The organism is Conexibacter sp. SYSU D00693, assembly GCF_017084525.1.
In the GTDB taxonomy this organism is placed as follows: Bacteria; Actinomycetota; Thermoleophilia; order Solirubrobacterales; family Solirubrobacteraceae; genus Baekduia.
In genome coordinates, this window is the sequence record NZ_CP070950.1 from 3669881 (window position 1) to 3684495 (window position 14615).

Annotated in this window: 19 protein-coding genes and 2 tRNA genes; 13 read left to right on the forward strand and 8 right to left on the reverse strand. The window is 75.5% G+C overall.

The window, feature by feature from the left end; all coding sequences use genetic code 11:
* The first annotated feature begins 57 nt into the window (after nucleotides 1-57).
* On the forward strand, nucleotides 58-636 hold the full coding sequence (gene pgsA / locus JUB12_RS18135; protein WP_241004314.1) for a CDP-diacylglycerol--glycerol-3-phosphate 3-phosphatidyltransferase: 579 nt from the start codon (nucleotides 58-60) through the stop codon (nucleotides 634-636).
* Nucleotides 636-1049 carry a hypothetical protein gene (locus tag JUB12_RS18140; RefSeq protein ID WP_205696841.1) on the forward strand — a complete coding sequence of 138 codons (414 nt, stop codon included), beginning with the start codon at nucleotides 636-638 and terminating at the stop codon, nucleotides 1047-1049. The genes pgsA and JUB12_RS18140 overlap by 1 nt, the downstream gene beginning before the upstream one ends.
* Here the strand turns inward: JUB12_RS18140 and JUB12_RS18145 are convergent.
* Complete coding sequence (locus JUB12_RS18145; RefSeq protein WP_205696842.1) at nucleotides 1046-2077, reverse strand: permease; 1032 nt, start codon at nucleotides 2075-2077, stop codon at nucleotides 1046-1048. The genes JUB12_RS18140 and JUB12_RS18145 overlap by 4 nt on opposite strands.
* Nucleotides 2061-2297 (reverse strand): hypothetical protein, encoded by a 237-nt coding sequence (locus JUB12_RS18150; RefSeq protein ID WP_205696843.1) that lies wholly within the window; start codon nucleotides 2295-2297, stop codon nucleotides 2061-2063. Before JUB12_RS18150 ends, JUB12_RS18145 begins: the two co-directional genes overlap by 17 nt.
* Nucleotides 2298-2540: 243 nt before the next feature.
* Here JUB12_RS18150 and JUB12_RS18155 point away from each other — a divergent pair, with 243 nt between their 5' ends.
* The 5 genes from JUB12_RS18155 to JUB12_RS18175 all read left to right on the forward strand — a co-directional run bounded on the left by JUB12_RS18155 (nucleotide 2541) and on the right by JUB12_RS18175 (nucleotide 5833).
* Entirely contained in the window at nucleotides 2541-3692 is a 1152-nt protein-coding gene (locus tag JUB12_RS18155; protein WP_241004315.1) for a sigma-70 family RNA polymerase sigma factor, read from the forward strand.
* Between the two features lie 112 nt (nucleotides 3693-3804).
* The gene (locus JUB12_RS18160) at nucleotides 3805-4230 is read left to right on the forward strand and encodes a group I intron-associated PD-(D/E)XK endonuclease (RefSeq protein WP_241004533.1); all 426 of its coding nucleotides are present in this window, start codon (nucleotides 3805-3807) and stop codon (nucleotides 4228-4230) included.
* A gap of 21 nt (nucleotides 4231-4251) precedes the next feature.
* A tRNA-Tyr gene (locus JUB12_RS18165) sits at nucleotides 4252-4333 on the forward strand.
* Nucleotides 4334-4640: 307 nt separating this feature from the next.
* A complete protein-coding gene (locus JUB12_RS18170; protein WP_371822345.1) occupies nucleotides 4641-5033 on the forward strand; it encodes an FKBP-type peptidyl-prolyl cis-trans isomerase in 393 nt (130 codons plus the stop codon).
* 158 nt (nucleotides 5034-5191) lie between these two features.
* The gene (locus JUB12_RS18175) at nucleotides 5192-5833 is read left to right on the forward strand and encodes a response regulator transcription factor (RefSeq protein WP_205696846.1); all 642 of its coding nucleotides are present in this window, start codon (nucleotides 5192-5194) and stop codon (nucleotides 5831-5833) included.
* A 12-nt stretch (nucleotides 5834-5845) separates the two neighbouring features.
* On the opposite strand, the gene JUB12_RS18180 is transcribed toward JUB12_RS18175, so the two are convergent.
* The 4 genes from JUB12_RS18180 to JUB12_RS18195 form a co-directional block, all read right to left on the reverse strand.
* Nucleotides 5846-6355 carry an NUDIX domain-containing protein gene (locus JUB12_RS18180; protein WP_205696847.1) on the reverse strand — a complete coding sequence of 170 codons (510 nt, stop codon included), beginning with the start codon at nucleotides 6353-6355 and terminating at the stop codon, nucleotides 5846-5848.
* Between the two features lie 120 nt (nucleotides 6356-6475).
* Entirely contained in the window at nucleotides 6476-6889 is a 414-nt protein-coding gene (locus tag JUB12_RS18185; protein ID WP_205696848.1) for a hypothetical protein, read from the reverse strand.
* Between the two features lie 2 nt (nucleotides 6890-6891).
* Nucleotides 6892-8256, reverse strand: a complete 1365-nt coding sequence (locus JUB12_RS18190; RefSeq protein ID WP_205696849.1) for a cell wall metabolism sensor histidine kinase WalK — start codon at nucleotides 8254-8256, stop codon at nucleotides 6892-6894.
* A gap of 41 nt (nucleotides 8257-8297) precedes the next feature.
* Entirely contained in the window at nucleotides 8298-9008 is a 711-nt protein-coding gene (locus tag JUB12_RS18195) for a response regulator transcription factor (RefSeq protein ID WP_205696850.1), read from the reverse strand.
* A gap of 105 nt (nucleotides 9009-9113) precedes the next feature.
* Here JUB12_RS18195 and JUB12_RS18200 point away from each other — a divergent pair, with 105 nt between their 5' ends.
* Genes JUB12_RS18200 through JUB12_RS18215 form a run of 4 tightly spaced genes read left to right on the forward strand, consistent with a single transcriptional unit; the run spans nucleotide 9114 to nucleotide 11710 of the window.
* Nucleotides 9114-9815 (forward strand): hypothetical protein, encoded by a 702-nt coding sequence (locus JUB12_RS18200; protein WP_205696851.1) that lies wholly within the window; start codon nucleotides 9114-9116, stop codon nucleotides 9813-9815.
* Nucleotides 9808-10251: a hypothetical protein gene (locus JUB12_RS18205; protein ID WP_205696852.1), complete on the forward strand. Its 444-nt coding sequence runs from the start codon at nucleotides 9808-9810 to the stop codon at nucleotides 10249-10251. The genes JUB12_RS18200 and JUB12_RS18205 overlap by 8 nt, the downstream gene beginning before the upstream one ends.
* Nucleotides 10248-11153, forward strand: coding sequence for an FAD:protein FMN transferase (locus JUB12_RS18210; protein WP_205696853.1), 906 nt, complete (start codon nucleotides 10248-10250; stop codon nucleotides 11151-11153). Before JUB12_RS18205 ends, JUB12_RS18210 begins: the two co-directional genes overlap by 4 nt.
* Nucleotides 11150-11710: a ferric reductase-like transmembrane domain-containing protein gene (locus tag JUB12_RS18215; RefSeq protein ID WP_205696854.1), complete on the forward strand. Its 561-nt coding sequence runs from the start codon at nucleotides 11150-11152 to the stop codon at nucleotides 11708-11710. The genes JUB12_RS18210 and JUB12_RS18215 overlap by 4 nt, the downstream gene beginning before the upstream one ends.
* On the opposite strand, the gene JUB12_RS18220 is transcribed toward JUB12_RS18215, so the two are convergent.
* Nucleotides 11707-12690, reverse strand: a complete 984-nt coding sequence (locus JUB12_RS18220) for an ADP-ribosylglycohydrolase family protein (protein WP_205696855.1) — start codon at nucleotides 12688-12690, stop codon at nucleotides 11707-11709. The genes JUB12_RS18215 and JUB12_RS18220 overlap by 4 nt on opposite strands.
* Nucleotides 12691-12756: 66 nt before the next feature.
* Nucleotides 12757-13593, reverse strand: a complete 837-nt coding sequence (locus tag JUB12_RS18225) for an MBL fold metallo-hydrolase (RefSeq protein WP_205696856.1) — start codon at nucleotides 13591-13593, stop codon at nucleotides 12757-12759.
* Between the two features lie 48 nt (nucleotides 13594-13641).
* On the opposite strand from JUB12_RS18225, the gene JUB12_RS18230 reads away from it, so the two are divergent.
* Nucleotides 13642-14250: a TetR/AcrR family transcriptional regulator gene (locus JUB12_RS18230; RefSeq protein WP_205696857.1), complete on the forward strand. Its 609-nt coding sequence runs from the start codon at nucleotides 13642-13644 to the stop codon at nucleotides 14248-14250.
* 131 nt (nucleotides 14251-14381) lie between these two features.
* Nucleotides 14382-14454, forward strand: a tRNA-Thr gene (locus tag JUB12_RS18235).
* Nucleotides 14455-14615: the final 161 nt, after the last annotated feature.

Sequence of the window (14615 nt, forward strand, 5' to 3'; positions counted from 1 at the left end):
GTCGGCCGCGCCGCGGCGGGTTCCCAGCCCCGGCCCGCCCGCATGGACGACCGTGCGATGCTCCGCCCCGTGTTCCCGGTGAACGCGCCCAACGTCCTGACGCTGCTGCGGATCCTCCTGGTCCCGGTGCTCGTCGTCGCCCTGCTCGGGGAGACCGAGCACGGCGACGTGCTCGCCGCGGGCGTCTTCGCGCTCGCGTCGGTCACGGACGCCATCGACGGGCACCTCGCGCGTCGCTCCGGCGCGATCACGACCTTCGGCAAGCTCATGGACCCCGTGGCCGACAAGCTGCTGGTGGTCGCGGCGCTCGTCTCGCTCGTCTCGCTCGAGCGGCTGGCGGCATGGGTGGCGATGGTCATCATCGCCCGCGAGTTCGCGGTCACGGTCTCGCGCATGGCCGCGACGCAGCAGGGCGTCGTCCTCGCCGCGTCGTGGTGGGGCAAGGCCAAGACCATCGTGCAGGTCGCGGCGATCTTCTTCGTCATCGCCTACGACCCGACGCCGCTGTGGGTCGACCTCCTCGTCTACAGCGCGGTGAGCATCACGATCGTCAGCGGCATCGACTACTTCTTCGGGCTGCGGCGCGGGCTGCGCGAGGCCGAGCAGCGCCGGGCCGCCGGGCTGGACCCCGCGTAGTGCGCTGGGCCGCCGCGCTGCTGGTCGTCGCGGTCGCCGCGACGGTGGCGATCCTCGTGTGGGCGATCAGCGGGTCACGGGACACCGTCCCGGACGACCTGCGCTCCTGCGTGCTCGACGGGGGCGCGACGGTCGTGCGCTCCAACGACACGCTGCGCGACTTCGCGCGCGACCTCGAGGCGGGGCGGGTGGAGTCCAGCGCGCCGGTGGCGGTCCGCGACCGCCGGGCGGTCCTGCTCGACGCCCCGGACCTGCGGATCCTCGTCCTGGCGGCCGAGGGCAGCGCGCCGCTGGACTCCGGCGTCGCGCGGCGCGTCGCCGCCACGCCCGAGGTCTACTCGGTGGTGGCCGTCGAGCGCGGCGACCTGCGCGTCGTCGAGCGCTGCGCGCGGCGCGTCGACGCCGACGGCTAGCTCAGCGCCGCGAGCATCCCGGCCGACGCGAGGCCGGCGAGCGCGACGGCGCCGCCCATGGCGGCGGTCGCCCGCGTGCCCAGCGGCCGGGCCACCATGACCATCGAGGGCAGGCTGAGGGCGGGCAGCGTGATGAGCAGGGCGCCGAGCGTCGCGGGCGCCGCGTCGGCGGCGGCGAGCGCGAGGAGGATCGGGATCTCGCCGGCGGTGGGCAGGACGACGAGCGTCCCGAGGACCGCGGCGGCCAGGACGACGGCGAGGGTGGCGTCGTCCAGGGGCGGCAGCCAGCCGCGCAGGAGGCCGACGGCGAAGACGAGCAGGAGGTACTCGGGGACGAGCGTGAGGGTGTTGCGGGTGAGCGCCCTCGCGAACCGCCCGGGCGCCGTGGCGAGTGACCAGGGCTGGGCAGGGGGCGGCGGTGCGGTGGTGGGTGGCGGCGCGGCCCGCGGTCCGGCGAGGCGGGCCACCAGCGCCGTCAGCCCCACGACCACGACAAGGCCCATGACGAGCCGCGTGACCGTCCACTGCCACGGTGCGAGCAGCGCGAGGAAGACGAGGACCGCCGGGTTGAGCAGCGGGTTGCCGACCCAGAACGCGAGCGTCCCGCCCAGCGAGGCGCCGCCCTGGCGCGCGGCGCGCACCAGCGGCGCGGCGCAGCAGGAGCACATCATCGTCGGGAGGCTGCAGAGGCCGCCGGCGACGGTGTCGGTCGTCGTCCCGCGCGGGCTGAGCGCGCGGACGAGGCGCTCGCGCGGGAGGAAGGCCTCGACCGCGCTGGCGAGCAGGAGGGCGGCCAGCAGCGCCTTCCACACCGCCTCGGCGTACGTCGTCGTGAACGCCCACGCCGCGGAGAGCGAGGCGGCGCCGTCGCGCGTGAGGTCGACGAGCGCGCTGCCCGGGTAGGCGCCGGTGTCGTCGATGACCGCGGTGCGGTCGGCGTAGGGCGCCCACTTCGACCACCACAGCAGGCCGACGGCGAGGCCGACGACCGCGAGCAGGCCGACGGCGGAGCTACGGCGCGAGAGCACCGGCACCGAGGTCGCGGCGGTCGAGCTCCTCACGCAGGTCGTCGCGCACGTCCTCCCTGATGTCCTGCGCGTCCTGCTCGAAACGTGCCTCGATGCGGGTGACCTCGCGGTCGACGCGCTCCTCGACGCGGTCGGCGGCGACCATGGCGAGGACGACGATCGCGCCGAGCAGGACGATCGCGTGGACGGTCAGGGCGAGGACGAACGAGCCGGGTCGCATGGCCTCGTGATGCCCGGTCTGGCCGGGAGGTCGTCCTGACAGGGTGTCGGGCAGCGCTTGTGCCGCGCGCAACGTGTGCTAAGACTTCCGGCAGGTCGAACGCCTTCGAGGCTGGCCTCTCGCGGCAGATGTCGCGGCCGCCCGTAGGGGCTTCCAACTGCAGAGGGATCGGAGAGGGACGGCGAGGCACGACGCGCGCCGTTCGAGAGCAGGAGCAAGGGAGCCGGGTTGACCAAGTCTGAAGTGCTTCTCGCCGACGAAGCACCCATTGCGGAGCTGGAGGAGCTCCGCAACCTCATCGCCGAGGGCCAGGAGCGCGGGTTCCTGACCATCGAGCAGATCACGGCCTGCCTCGAGGAGGTCGAGGTCACCAAGGAGCAGGTCCGCGAGCTGCACGCGTACCTGGACGAGCACGGCATCGCGATCGTGTCGGCCGACGGCCGCGCGGTCAGCAGCGAGACCGCCAAGGTCGAGGCGCAGGCCGAGCAGCGCGCCGCCCAGCGCGAGAGCGGCGGCGCCGCAGCGCCGGCCGAGCGCAAGAAGAAGCCGGAGATCGACCTCACCGTCGAGCCGTCGCTGGACTCGCTGCGCCTGTACCTGCGGTCGATCGGCCGCGTGAGCCTGCTCACCGCCGAGCAGGAGGTGTCGCTCGCCAAGCGCATCGAGCGCGGCGACATGAACGCCAAGCAGCAGATGGTCGAGGCCAACCTGCGCCTCGTCGTCTCGATCGCCAAGGGCTACCTCGGCCGCGGCCTGACCTTCCTGGACCTCATCCAGGAGGGCTCGCTGGGCCTCATCCGCGCGGTGGAGAAGTTCGACTACCGCCGCGGCTACAAGTTCTCGACGTACGCGACCTGGTGGATCCGCCAGGCCGTGACGCGCGCCATCGCCGACAAGGGGCGGACGATCCGCATCCCGGTCCACATGGTGGAGAAGCTCAACAAGGTCGTGCACGTCGAGCGCCAGCTCGTCCAGTCGCTCGGCCGCGAGCCCTCCCCCGAGGAGATCGCCGCCGAGCTCGAGTGCACGCCGCGCGAGGTGCGCGACATCCTGCGCATGAGCCAGCAGCCGATCTCGCTCGAGAAGCCGATCGGCGAGGAGGAGGAGTCCGAGCTCGGCGACTTCGTCGAGGACCAGACCGCCGAGTCCCCGTTCGAGCTGGCGTCCGAGTCGCTGCGCAAGGAGAACGTCCACCGCGCGCTGGCGGCGCTGCCCCAGCGCGAGCGCGAGGTCATCGAGATGCGCTTCGGGCTCACGGGCGGGCGCCCGCGCACGCTCGAGGAGGTCGGTCGCGCGTTCAACGTCACGCGCGAGCGCATCCGCCAGATCGAGAACCACACGCTGAAGAAGCTCGAGTCGCTGCCCGAGGCGCAGCGGCTGCGCGACGCGTCGTAGCGCTCGATCGCCATCCGTAGAGGCCTGCGGCCGCCTCCGCCCGTCGGGGTGGGGCGGCCGCTCGTCGTCCGGGGCGGTCGTGTCGTCCGGAGGCGAACGTATGTTCGTGTACATGACGACGGGTCGACTCACGACGAGACGCCAGGGCGACCGGGGCGAAGCGTCGGCGCTCGAGTGGCTGACCTCGAAGGGCGCCGCGGTGCTCGTGCCCTTCGGCAGCGCTCCGGACTACGACCTGATCGCGGACTGGGGCGACACGCCAGTGCGCGTGCAGGTCAAGACCAGCACGTGCTTCGCGAAGGGTCGATGGGCGGTCACGTTGGCCACGCGGGGCGGCAACCAGAGCTGGAACGGCCTGGTCAAGCGCTTCTCGCCGACCCGTTGCGACCTGCTGTTCGTCCTCGTGGGTGACGGACGCCGATGGTGCATCCCCGCTGACCGCGTCGAGGCGACCTCGGGGCTGCATCTGGGCGGTCCGAAGTACGCCGAGTTCGAGGTGGAACCCGGCCTGCCGCTGCCGACCGCCGTCGCGGCCTGATCGCTACACTGACGCGCCCTCGGCGAGGTACCGAAGCGGTCAACCGGGCCTGACTGTAAATCAGGTGGCTTTGCCTTCGCAGGTTCGAATCCTGCCCTCGCCATACGCCGTCTGAAGGCCGCCCGAGAGGGCGGCCTTCGTCGTCCCTGGGACGGCTCGCGCCCGACCCTGACGCGCCCTCGACACCTCGTCCGTAGGATCTCGCGCCTATGCAGATGCGACGCCTCGGCGCCCTCGGCCTGGTTGCCCTCTCCCTCGGAGCGGCCGGCTGCGGGGACGACCTCCCGGATCCGAACCAGGGCTCGGCCATCGACGGCGATCCGGCCACGCCGCTGCCCAAGACGCTGACCACCGCGTCGGCGCCGGAGACCCCGGCCCGCAAGCCCGGCGAGCCGCTGCCGCCCGCCAACCTGCCGGCGATCTCCAAGGACCTCTCGAAGAAGCCCAACGCCCCGAAGGGCACCGGCGCCGCACCCAAGGAGCTCCAGGGCACCGACGTCGTCGTCGGCAAGGGCCAGGAGGTCAAGGAGGGCGACACCGTCGAGGTGCAGTACGTCGGCGTGCTCTTCAAGGACGGCAAGGAGTTCGACACGTCCTGGGGCAAGGGCGAGCCGTTCAGCTTCCAGGTCGGTCAGGGCAACGTCATCCAGGGCTGGGACCAGGGCATCCCCGGCATGAAGGTCGGCGGCCGCCGCGCGCTCGTGATCCCGGCGGACCTCGCCTACGGCGCGGCCGGCTCGCCGCCCACGATCGGCCCGAACGAGCCCCTGATCTTCGTCGTCGACCTCAAGAAGATCAGCTAGTCGTCGGGAGGCTCCGCGCGGCGCTCGCCGCGCGGGCCGGACCCGCCCACAGGGCCGCCCCCCGCAGGTAGGGCGACGGCCCGCTGCTCACGAACCGCGACGGCGGGTAGCATCGCTCCACGGTTGCTGACGGGTCCCTCCCGCCAGACCGGAAGAGCATGAAGACCGAGCGCGTCACCGTCGTCGTCGCCGACGACCACCCCCTCTTCCGGGACGCCGTCTCCGCGGCCCTCAAGCGCCGCCCGGAGTTCGACCTCGTGGGCGCCTACGCCGACGGCCGTCAGGCCCTGGACGCCATCCGGGAGCACAGGCCCGCCGTCGCCGTCCTCGACGTGCAGATGCCCGAGCTGTCCGGCCACGACGTCCTCAACGCCGTGCGCCGGGACGAGCTGGGCACGCGCGTCGTCCTGCTGAGCGCGAACCTCGACAGCGACAGCGTCTACCAGGCGATCGCCAACGGGGCCAGCGCGTACCTGTCCAAGGACGCCACCCAGGAGCGCGTCTGCGACGCCGTCATGAGCGTCGCCCGCGGGGACGTCGTGCTGAGCGCCGAGGTGCAGACCGGCCTGGCCACCGAGGTCCAGGCGCGGGCCGCCGCGGGCCGGACGCTGCTGTCGCCGCGCGAGCAGGAGATCCTCGCGCTGACCGCCAGCGGCATGAGCGCGCCGGACATCGGCCGGCAGCTGCACCTGAGCCCGGCGACCGTCAAGACCCACCTGAAGTCGCTCTACGAGAAGCTCGGCGTGAGCGACCGCGCCGCCGCGGTCGCCGAGGGCATGCGCCGCGGGCTGCTGGAGTAGCCCCGCGAGCCGCTAGTCGCGCGCAACGCCGAGCGCGTCCTGGAGCGCCGCGCGCGTCGACCAGAAGGCGAGCTCGTCCCACGGAACGTCTGCGGGCGCGAACGCGCGGACCTCGGTCGCCTCGGGCGTCGTGCGCGGCTCCTCGTCGAGGCGGCCGCGGAAGACCACGAGCACGATCCGGTCCTCGGGGCGGCTGTACACCCCGACCAGCCCGGTGAGCTCGAGCCGGACCTCCAGCTCCTCCATCGCCTCGCGGTGCGCCGCGTGCTCGACGGACTCGCCGAGGTCGACGAACCCGCCGGGGAACGTCCACAGGCCCCTGCCCGGGTCGAAGCCGCGGCGCAGCAGCACGACCTCGCCGTCCGCGGTGAACGGGATCGTCGACGCCACCGGCTTGGGGTTGTGGAACTCGTGCCGGCCGCAGCTGCGGCAGTGCGTGTGGCGCGGGAACTCGACCACGACGTCCTCGCTCCCACAGCGCGGGCAGAAGCGCCAGGTGTCGAGGGCCGGGTTGATGGACACGGCGACGGACCCTACGGCCGGCCGCGTCTGCGGGCGGTCTGGCGTCCACCGCCGCGGGGGCACGCGGAACCTCGGGCGGGCGGCGGGGCGGGCGGCGGGGCGTGGCGGGCGCCTGTCGGCTCAGTCGTCGTCGTCCCCGCCGCGGCCGCGTCCGCGGCCGCGCCCACGACCGCGGTCGTCGTCGCCGCTCCCGGACCCGCTCGAGTCGTCGTCGCTGCCGTCGTCGTCGGTCTCGACGGGCGGCGCGGTGGACGCGGTGGTCGTGCGCGGCGGCGCCGGCGGCGTCGTGGCCGTGCGCGTCGGGCGCAGGGTGGTGCGCGAGCGGGTCGTGCTCGTGCGGGTGCGCCGCCCGGTCGTCGTCGTCGCGCCGCGGGCGGCCGGGGTGCGCGACGGGGCGAGCTCGCTCCCAGCCGTCAGCGGCTCGGAGTCCAGGCCGATGTCCTCGCTGGTCAGCGACGACGCGGCCATGGTCAGCGCCACGGCCACCAGGAGCCCGGCGACGGCGGCGGCAGCGATGACGAGGGTGCGGCGCACGGTCACGACGGAGCGTAGGCGTCGCTGGGTGAAGCGCCGGCAAAGGCTCTGGCGGGCAGCCGCAGTCGCGCCGCGGTGCCGCCCTCCCGGCGGCCCACGAGCATGACGTCGCCGCCCCACCGCGACGCCAGCTCCCGGGCGATGGGCAATCCGAGGCCGGTGCCCGACGGCCCGCGCCGCCCGGCGCTGCCCCGGTGGAAGCGCTCGAAGACCGCCTCGGCCTCCTCCGGCGTGATGCCGGGGCCGTCGTCGAGGACGTCGATCCCGCCCGGGCGGGAGACCACGCGCACGGCGGTCTGCGACGGCGAGTAGTGCAGCGCGTTCTCCACGAGGGCGTCGACGATCCGGTCGACGTCCACGCGCGCGCACCACGCCCGGCGGCCGTCGCTCTCCAGCTCCGCCACCACCCGCTGTCCGCGCTCCTGCGCCGCGCGCTCCCAGCGCTCGGCCGCGCGGGCCGCGGCGTCGTCGAGGTCGACCTCCTCGCCCGGGAGGTCGCGCTCGCCCGCCCGGCTGAGCTCGAGCAGCTCGCCGACCATCTGCGCGAGGCGGTCGAGCTCGCGCTGGGCGGCCTGGAGCTCGTCGCGCACCTCGGGCTCCCGCGCATCGGCCTCCGCGGCCTCGATGCGCAGCCGCAGCCCGGCCAGGGGCGTGCGCAGCTGGTGGCTGGCGTCGGCGACGAACCGCCGTTGCGAGGCGACCAGCCGTTCGAGTCGCTCGGTCATGAGGTTGAAGGTGCGCGCGAGGGACTGCTGCTCGGCGCTGCCCTCGACCTCCGCCCGCGCGGAGAGGTCGCCGTCGGCCACGCGGCGCGCGGCCGCGTCGAGCCGCCGCACCGGCCGCGCCACGCCCCCGGCCAGGACCCACCCGACGCCCAGGCCGAGCCCCACGACGACGAGCCCGATGAGCCCGAGCCCGAGCCACTGCCGGCGCACCGCCCGGTCGACGGCGTCGGTGCTCTGCGTGATGCGCACCGCACCGGCGGGTGAGCCCTGGCGGACGACCGGCACCGCGGTGGCGAGCAGGCCCTCGTCGAGGGTGTCCGACACGCGCTCGAGCTGCTCCGCGCGCCCCCCCAGCGCGGCGGCGACCTCCGGGCGCGTGCCGTAGACGCGCCCGACGGGCTCGCGCTGGGAGTCGGCCAGCAGCCGGCCGTCGGGACCCACGACGAGCACGCGCCCGCGGACCGACAGCGCCGCCCGCTCGACGAGGTCCTGCAGCTGCGCGCGCCGCGACGCGCCGAGCAGCTCGGCCGCCGACGCCGCGACGAGGTCGGCCTGCCCGCGCGCCTCCGAGCGCACCTCGGTGTCGACGCGGTCCGACAGCGTCGACGCGAGCGGCACGCCCAGCGCCACGACGGCGAGCACCAGCACGTAGGCCAGCGCCAGGAGGAGGCGGGTGCGAAGGGCTATGCCGGCGCTCCATCGGGCGCGGTGAAGCGGAAGCCGACACCGCGGACGGTGTGGATGAAGCGCGGGGCACTCGCGTCGTCGCCGAGCTTTCGTCGCAGCCAGCCCATGTGGACGTCGAGCGTCTTGGTCGAGCCGAACCAGTTCTCGTCCCAGACCCGGCTCATCAGGTCCTCGCGCGTGACGACGCGACCGGCGTGGCGCATGAGCTCGGCCAGCAGGTCGAACTCCTTGCGGCTGAGGTCGAGCGGCGCCCCGTCGAGCACGACGTGGCGCGCGGCGAGGTCGAGGCGCAGGCCGTCGACCTCGAGCGGCGCGGCCGGCGGCGCCTGCGCGGAGGACGCGTGCGCGCGCGTGCGACGCAGGACCGCCCGGATGCGCGCGATGACCTCCGCGCCGCTGAAGGGCTTGACCACGTAGTCGTCGGCGCCGAGCTCGAGGCCCACGACGCGGTCGGTCTCCGTCCCGCGCGCGGTGACCATGATCACCGGGACGTCGGACTCGGCCCGGATCGTCCGGCACACGTCGCGCCCGTCGCCGTCGGGCAGCGCGAGGTCGAGGAGGACGAGGTCCGGCTCGGCGTCGCGCGCGCGGTCGAGCGCGTCGGCCGCGGTCTCCGCGACCACGGCCTCGAAGCCCTCGCGGCGCAGGAGCTTGGCGAAGGGCTCGCTGATCGAGCGTTCGTCCTCCACGAGCAGGATCCGGTCCATCTGCGGGCGAGGCTACCCGGGCGATCGCGCGGGGTGGGCAGGCTTTGCAGAGTCTTTGCCGAGGGTTGCCGGGGCCTTGCCGGCGGGGTCGCGAACGTGCCGGCCATGCCCTTCACCCGCACCCACATCGCCGCCGGCACGACCGTCCTGGCGCTCGGCGGCCTCGCCGCCTTCGCCGTGGCCGACCGCCCCGACGAGCCCTCCGCCTCGCCGCAGCCCGCGGCCGCCGCGGTCACCACCGCCGACCCCGAGGTCCGCACCGAGGTCGTCCGCCGCACGAGCACCGTCGACGTCCCCGCCAGCGGCGGTGGCGGCGGCGCGAGCGGCGGCGGCAGCGCCGCGCCGTCGAGCTCCGCCTCCCCGGCGTCGAGCGCCGCCACGGGCGCTCCGGTGCGCCGCTCGTCCCCCGCCGCGGCCGCGCGCGACGACGACCGCTTCGACGACGATCGCGGTCGCGACGACGACCGCTTCGACGACCGCCTCGACCGCCTCGACGACGACCGGGGCCGCGACGACGACCGCGACGGCCGCGGCCGCCACGACGACCGCGGCGACTCGCCCGACGACGACGGCACGGCCGACCAGGGTCGCGGCGACGCGCCGGGCACGCCGACCAGCGGCGGCTCCGGCGACGACGACGGCACCGCCGACCAGGGCCGCGGCGACGCGCCCGGCACCGCGGGCACCGGCTCGGGCACCTCGGGCCGCGACGGCGACCGCGTCGACGACGACCGCGGCGGCTCCGACGACGACGACTCCGGGCGGGGCCGTGGCCGCGGGCGGGGCCGGGGTGGCGACGATGACTGACCCGCGCACGCCGCGCCCGCCGCGCCTGCCCCCGGGCACGCGCCGGCGGCCGCCGCTGCCCAAGCCGCCGGCGGTCGCCACCTACGCGACCGCGGCCGGGACGTTCTTCGTCTCGCTGACCCTGCTGTCCGGCCAGATGAGCGCGGGGGAGGACCCCGCGCTCGGCGCCGGCCAGCAGGCCGCCGCACCCGCCGCGACCGTCGCGCAGCCGCCGCGCCGGCAGGTCGTCGTGCGGCGGATCATCGAGCGGCGGGTCGTCCGCCGCGTCGCCCCGGCGGCCGGTGGCGGTGGCGGCCGGACCGTCCGCACCGCTGCACCCGCCGGCGGCGCCGCCCCGGCGCCCGCGGCGGCCGCCCCGTCCGCCCCCGCCGCTGCCCCCGCCCCCGCCCCCGCCGCTGCCCCCGCCCCCGCGCCCGTCGTCTCCCGCGCCTCATGACCGCCACGCTCGCCCCGCCCGCCGAGACCACCGAGGACCGCACCTTCCGCGCCCTCGGCACGACCGTCCGCGTCGTCGTCCAGGCACCCGACGCGCGCACCCGCGCCGACGCCGTCGTCGACCTCGTCCACGACTTCGACGCGCGCCTCTCCCGCTTCCGCCCGGACTCCGAGCTCTGCGCCCTCAACGCCGACCCGCGCTGGACCGTCCCGGCGAGCGCCCTCCTGCGCGACGCCGTGCGCTGCGGGCTCTGGGCGGCGCGGCGCAGCGGCGGCCTGGTCGACCCGACGCTCCTCGATGCGCTCGAGGACGCCGGCTACCGGACATCCCTCGCCGACCACACCGCCCCGCAGGTCGTCTCGACCGACCAGGGCCCCGCGCGCCCCGACCCCGCTGCCCGCTGGCGCGAGGTCCGCGTCCAGGAGGCCCGCGGCGCGATCGTCCGCCCTCCCGGACTGCGGCTCGACCTCGGCGGCACGGGCAAGGGCCACGTCGCCGACCTCGCCGCCCGGCTCCTCGACGGCGCCGCGCGGTGGGCGATCGACTGCGGCGGTGACGTCCGCGTCGGCGGGACCGCCGGCCCGCAGCCGGTCGCCATCGCCGGTCCCGACGGCTCGACCGCCGCGACGTTCCACGTCGAGCACGGCGCGATCGCCACCTCCGCCATCCACGCGCGCGCGTGGGTGACCCAGGACGGGACCGTCGCCCACCACCTCCTCGACCCCGCGACCGGCCGTCCCGCCCACACCGGCCTCGTGCAGGTCACGGCGCTCGCGCCGACCGTCCTCGAGGCCGAGACCCTCGCCAAGACCGCCCTGCTCAGCGGCTCCACCGACCCGCTCACCGCGTACGGCGGCTTCGCGATCGACCAGCACGCAACGACGAGCGAGGTCCCCGCATGACCCCCGCCCCCGCCGACCACAGCTGGTGGCTCGCCTCCCGCGCCGCCGGCATCACCGCGCTGCTGTGCCTCACCGTCGCGGTCGGCGTCGGCCTGATGATGAGCGGGCGCGTCGCCCGGCGTCCCGGCTGGCCCAGGGTCATGCTCGCCGTCCACGAGCACGCCGCGCTCGCGGGGCTGATCGCCATCGCGGCCCACGGGATCCTCCTGCTCGGCGACGGATTCCTGCGCCCGACGCTCGCCGACATCGCCGTCCCGTTCGCCATGGAGCGCGAGCGCACCTGGACGGCGATGGGCGTGGTCGGCGGCTGGCTGGCCGTCGCGCTCGGCCTCACCTGGTACGCGCGCAAGCGCATCGGCGTCGACCGCTGGCGCAAGGTGCACCGGCTGACGATCGTCGTCTACGCGCTGAGCGTCGCGCACGTCCTGGGCGCCGGGACCGACGGCCAGGAGCCGTGGATGCAGGCCTTCCTGCTCGCGACCGGCGCGCCGATCCTGTTCGTCTTCGTGATGCGCGTGCTGCTGCGGCGCCCGGCGCCGCAGACCGCGGCGGCCTAGCCGGTGGGCGGTGCGCTGCTGACGCCGGCGGGCGCCGTCGTCGCCTGCAGCGCCTCGAGGTCGAGCGTCTCGTGCAGGTCGAAGAGCGCATCGGCGACGCGGACGAGCTCCTCGGCCTCGAAGACCTCCGCGCGCCACTCCTCCGGGATGCCGTCCTCGCCGTAGAGCGCGCCCGCGAGCTGGCCGGCGACGGCGGCGTTCGTGTCCGCGTCGCCGCCCTGGTTGGCGGCGGCGAGCACGGCACCGCGGAACGAGTCCGTGGAATGCACCGCCCACAGCGCGACCTCGAGCGTGTTGACCGCAAGGCCGTCGGAGCCGACCGCTTCCGGCTTGGCGTCGCGGAACGAGCCGGCGGCGACCTCGGTCGTGAGGGGCTCGAGCGGCTCGTCGTGCCAGATCTCGCGGTGTCGCGGTCCCGGCTGCTCGAGCATGTCGCGCTTGCCGTGGCCGTGCAGCGCGCCGTGGAGCATCACGGCGAAGTAGCGGCACGGGTCCACCGCGGCGGGGTTGCCGTGCGTCGTGCGGGCCTGCATCGCGGCGGCCCGGACCGCGGTCTCGCGGTCGCGCGCGTAGGCGAGGACGACGGGCGCCAGGCGCATCAGCGCGCCGTTGCCGAGACCCTCGTCGTCCGGCGTCGTCACCGGGCGCTCGCCCTGGACGAAGCGCTCGATCGACGCGCGGGTCGTGCGGCCGACGCCGAACGCGTGGTCGCGCGTCGAGCGCTCGCCGTCGGTGAGCCAGCGCGCGTAGCGGGCGAGCTGGTCGTCGGGGTCGAAGCCCTTCGTGGCGATGAGCGAGTCGGCGAGGCACAGCGCCATCGCGGTGTCGGCGGTCCACTCGCCCCGGCGCAGCGCCCCGGCGCCGCCCTCCGTGTAGCCGGTGACGACGCTGAAGGACCCGCGGCGCGCGCCCTCCAGCGGCGCACCCAGGGCGTCCCCGATCGCCAGGCCCAGCATCGCTCCGCGGAAGCGCTCTCGCATCGCGGGTGCCACTACCCCCGGCGCGGGAGAGGAACGCGCCGAGGGCAGCGGTTTGGACCGCCGGTCCTAGGCCGCGGCGGCCGGCTGCTGCGCCGGGTGGACCGTGAGCGTCTCGCCGAGCTCGAGCGCCCGCGCCGCGACGCCCTGCTCGTCGGCGGCGTCGAGGAAGCGCTGCGTGGGGTCCTGCGCCGCAGGCGCGTAGACGCCGTCGATCTCGTAGCCCTCGGCGTGGATCGGGACTGTCAGGCGCGCGCCGAGCGCCCGCGCCGCGATCGCCGCCTGCCCCGGCGTCATCGCCGCCGGCAGCGGGCTCGACGGCTGGCGGTGGGGGAGGGTCAGCACGGCGCCGTTGACCGGGAGCAGGGCGACGTCGAACGGGCCGCAGCGCAGCGTCATCCGCCACCAGAAGCCGTGGAACATCGTGTCGCCGGCGTGCAGGACGCGCACGCCGTCGGCCTCGACGGCCCAGGAGAGCTGCGGGTCGCCCGAGCCGTCGACGGCGGGGAGGGTGGTGATGGTGAAGGGGCCGACGGTCGTCGTCTCCCACGGTTCCATGCGGCGTCGCTCGACGTCCAGCGTCGCGAGCTCGTGCTCGGCCTGCGCCAGCCCCGCCTCCTCGTAGGGACCGCCTGCGCCGGCCAGCGGCTCGAGGACCGGCGCGTCCGGCGCGAGCGCCTTGGCGATGGCCCGCGCGTCGGCATGGTCGCGGTGCAGGTGGGTGACGAGCGCCGCCACGGCCCGGCCCGGCTGCGCCGGGACCGTCGGCGGCACCGGCGTCCCCGCCGCCCGGTCGCCGAGCGGCGCCCACACCGCCGCCGCGTCCTCCAGCGCGTCGAGGACGACGGTCGACCCGTCGCCCGCCTCGAGCTCCACGCCCGCCCAACCCAGAGAGGAGATCAGCATGCCGTGGTCTTATACAGAACGATCGTTCGGCTTGTAAAGTCGGTCCCCATGCCGCGCCGCTCCGCTGCCGACGTCGCCGACAGCCGCACCGCGACCGTCGAGGCCGCCGTCGACCTCGCCTCGATCGAGGGCCTCGAGGGCATCACCATCGGCCGGCTCGCCAGCGAGCTGGGGATGAGCAAGAGCGGCCTCATCGGCCGCTTCGGCGACAAGGAGTCCATGCAGCGCGCGGTCCTCGCCGCCGCGATCGAGCGCTTCACCGACGCGGTCTGGCGTCGCGTCCAGGACGTCGAGCCCGGCCTCCCGCGCCTCGAGGCGATCGTAGACGCCTGGATCGTCCACCTGCGCGAGGACACCTTCCCGGGCGGCTGCTTCGTGACGACGGCGAGCGTCGAGTACGACGCGCGCGACGGGGCGCTGCACGACGACGTCGCGGCCGCGGTGCGGCTGTGGCTCGGGGTGCTGGAGGCGGACGCTCGCGTGGCCCGGGACGCCCGCTCGCTCCCGACCGACCGGGATCCCGCGGACGTGGCGCTCGAGCTCCACGCGCTGGCGTCGGGCGGCAGCGTCGCCGGCCGCCTGCTCGGCGACCGCGATGCCCTGGACCGCGTCCGGGCCGCGATGCGCCGCGCCCTCGGTCTGCCGGACGACCGCTGACCCGTACCCCGCCCTCAAGCCCGGTCCCGCGCCGGCCGATGACCGGCCTGGTACGCCGACCTCCGCGCCGGAGGCGACGCACCGCGAGTCCGTCTACACTGCTCGCAGCACGCCCGGCCCGCCGGGCACGCGCCCTCTTAGCTCAGTTGGTAGAGCACTTCCATGGTAAGGAAGGGGTCGCCGGTTCGAGTCCGGCAGAGGGCTTGGGACCGCGCCGTGGGCGCGACGACGACGTCGACGCGGGCGCCACGGGACGGCTCGCTCAGCTCGGAGCCGACAGCCCGCGCCCCTCGGGAACGCCGCTGGCGCTCGGGCGGCCGACCTGGCTGGGCGCCGGCGTTGTGCTCGACGCCCAGCCTCGGCCC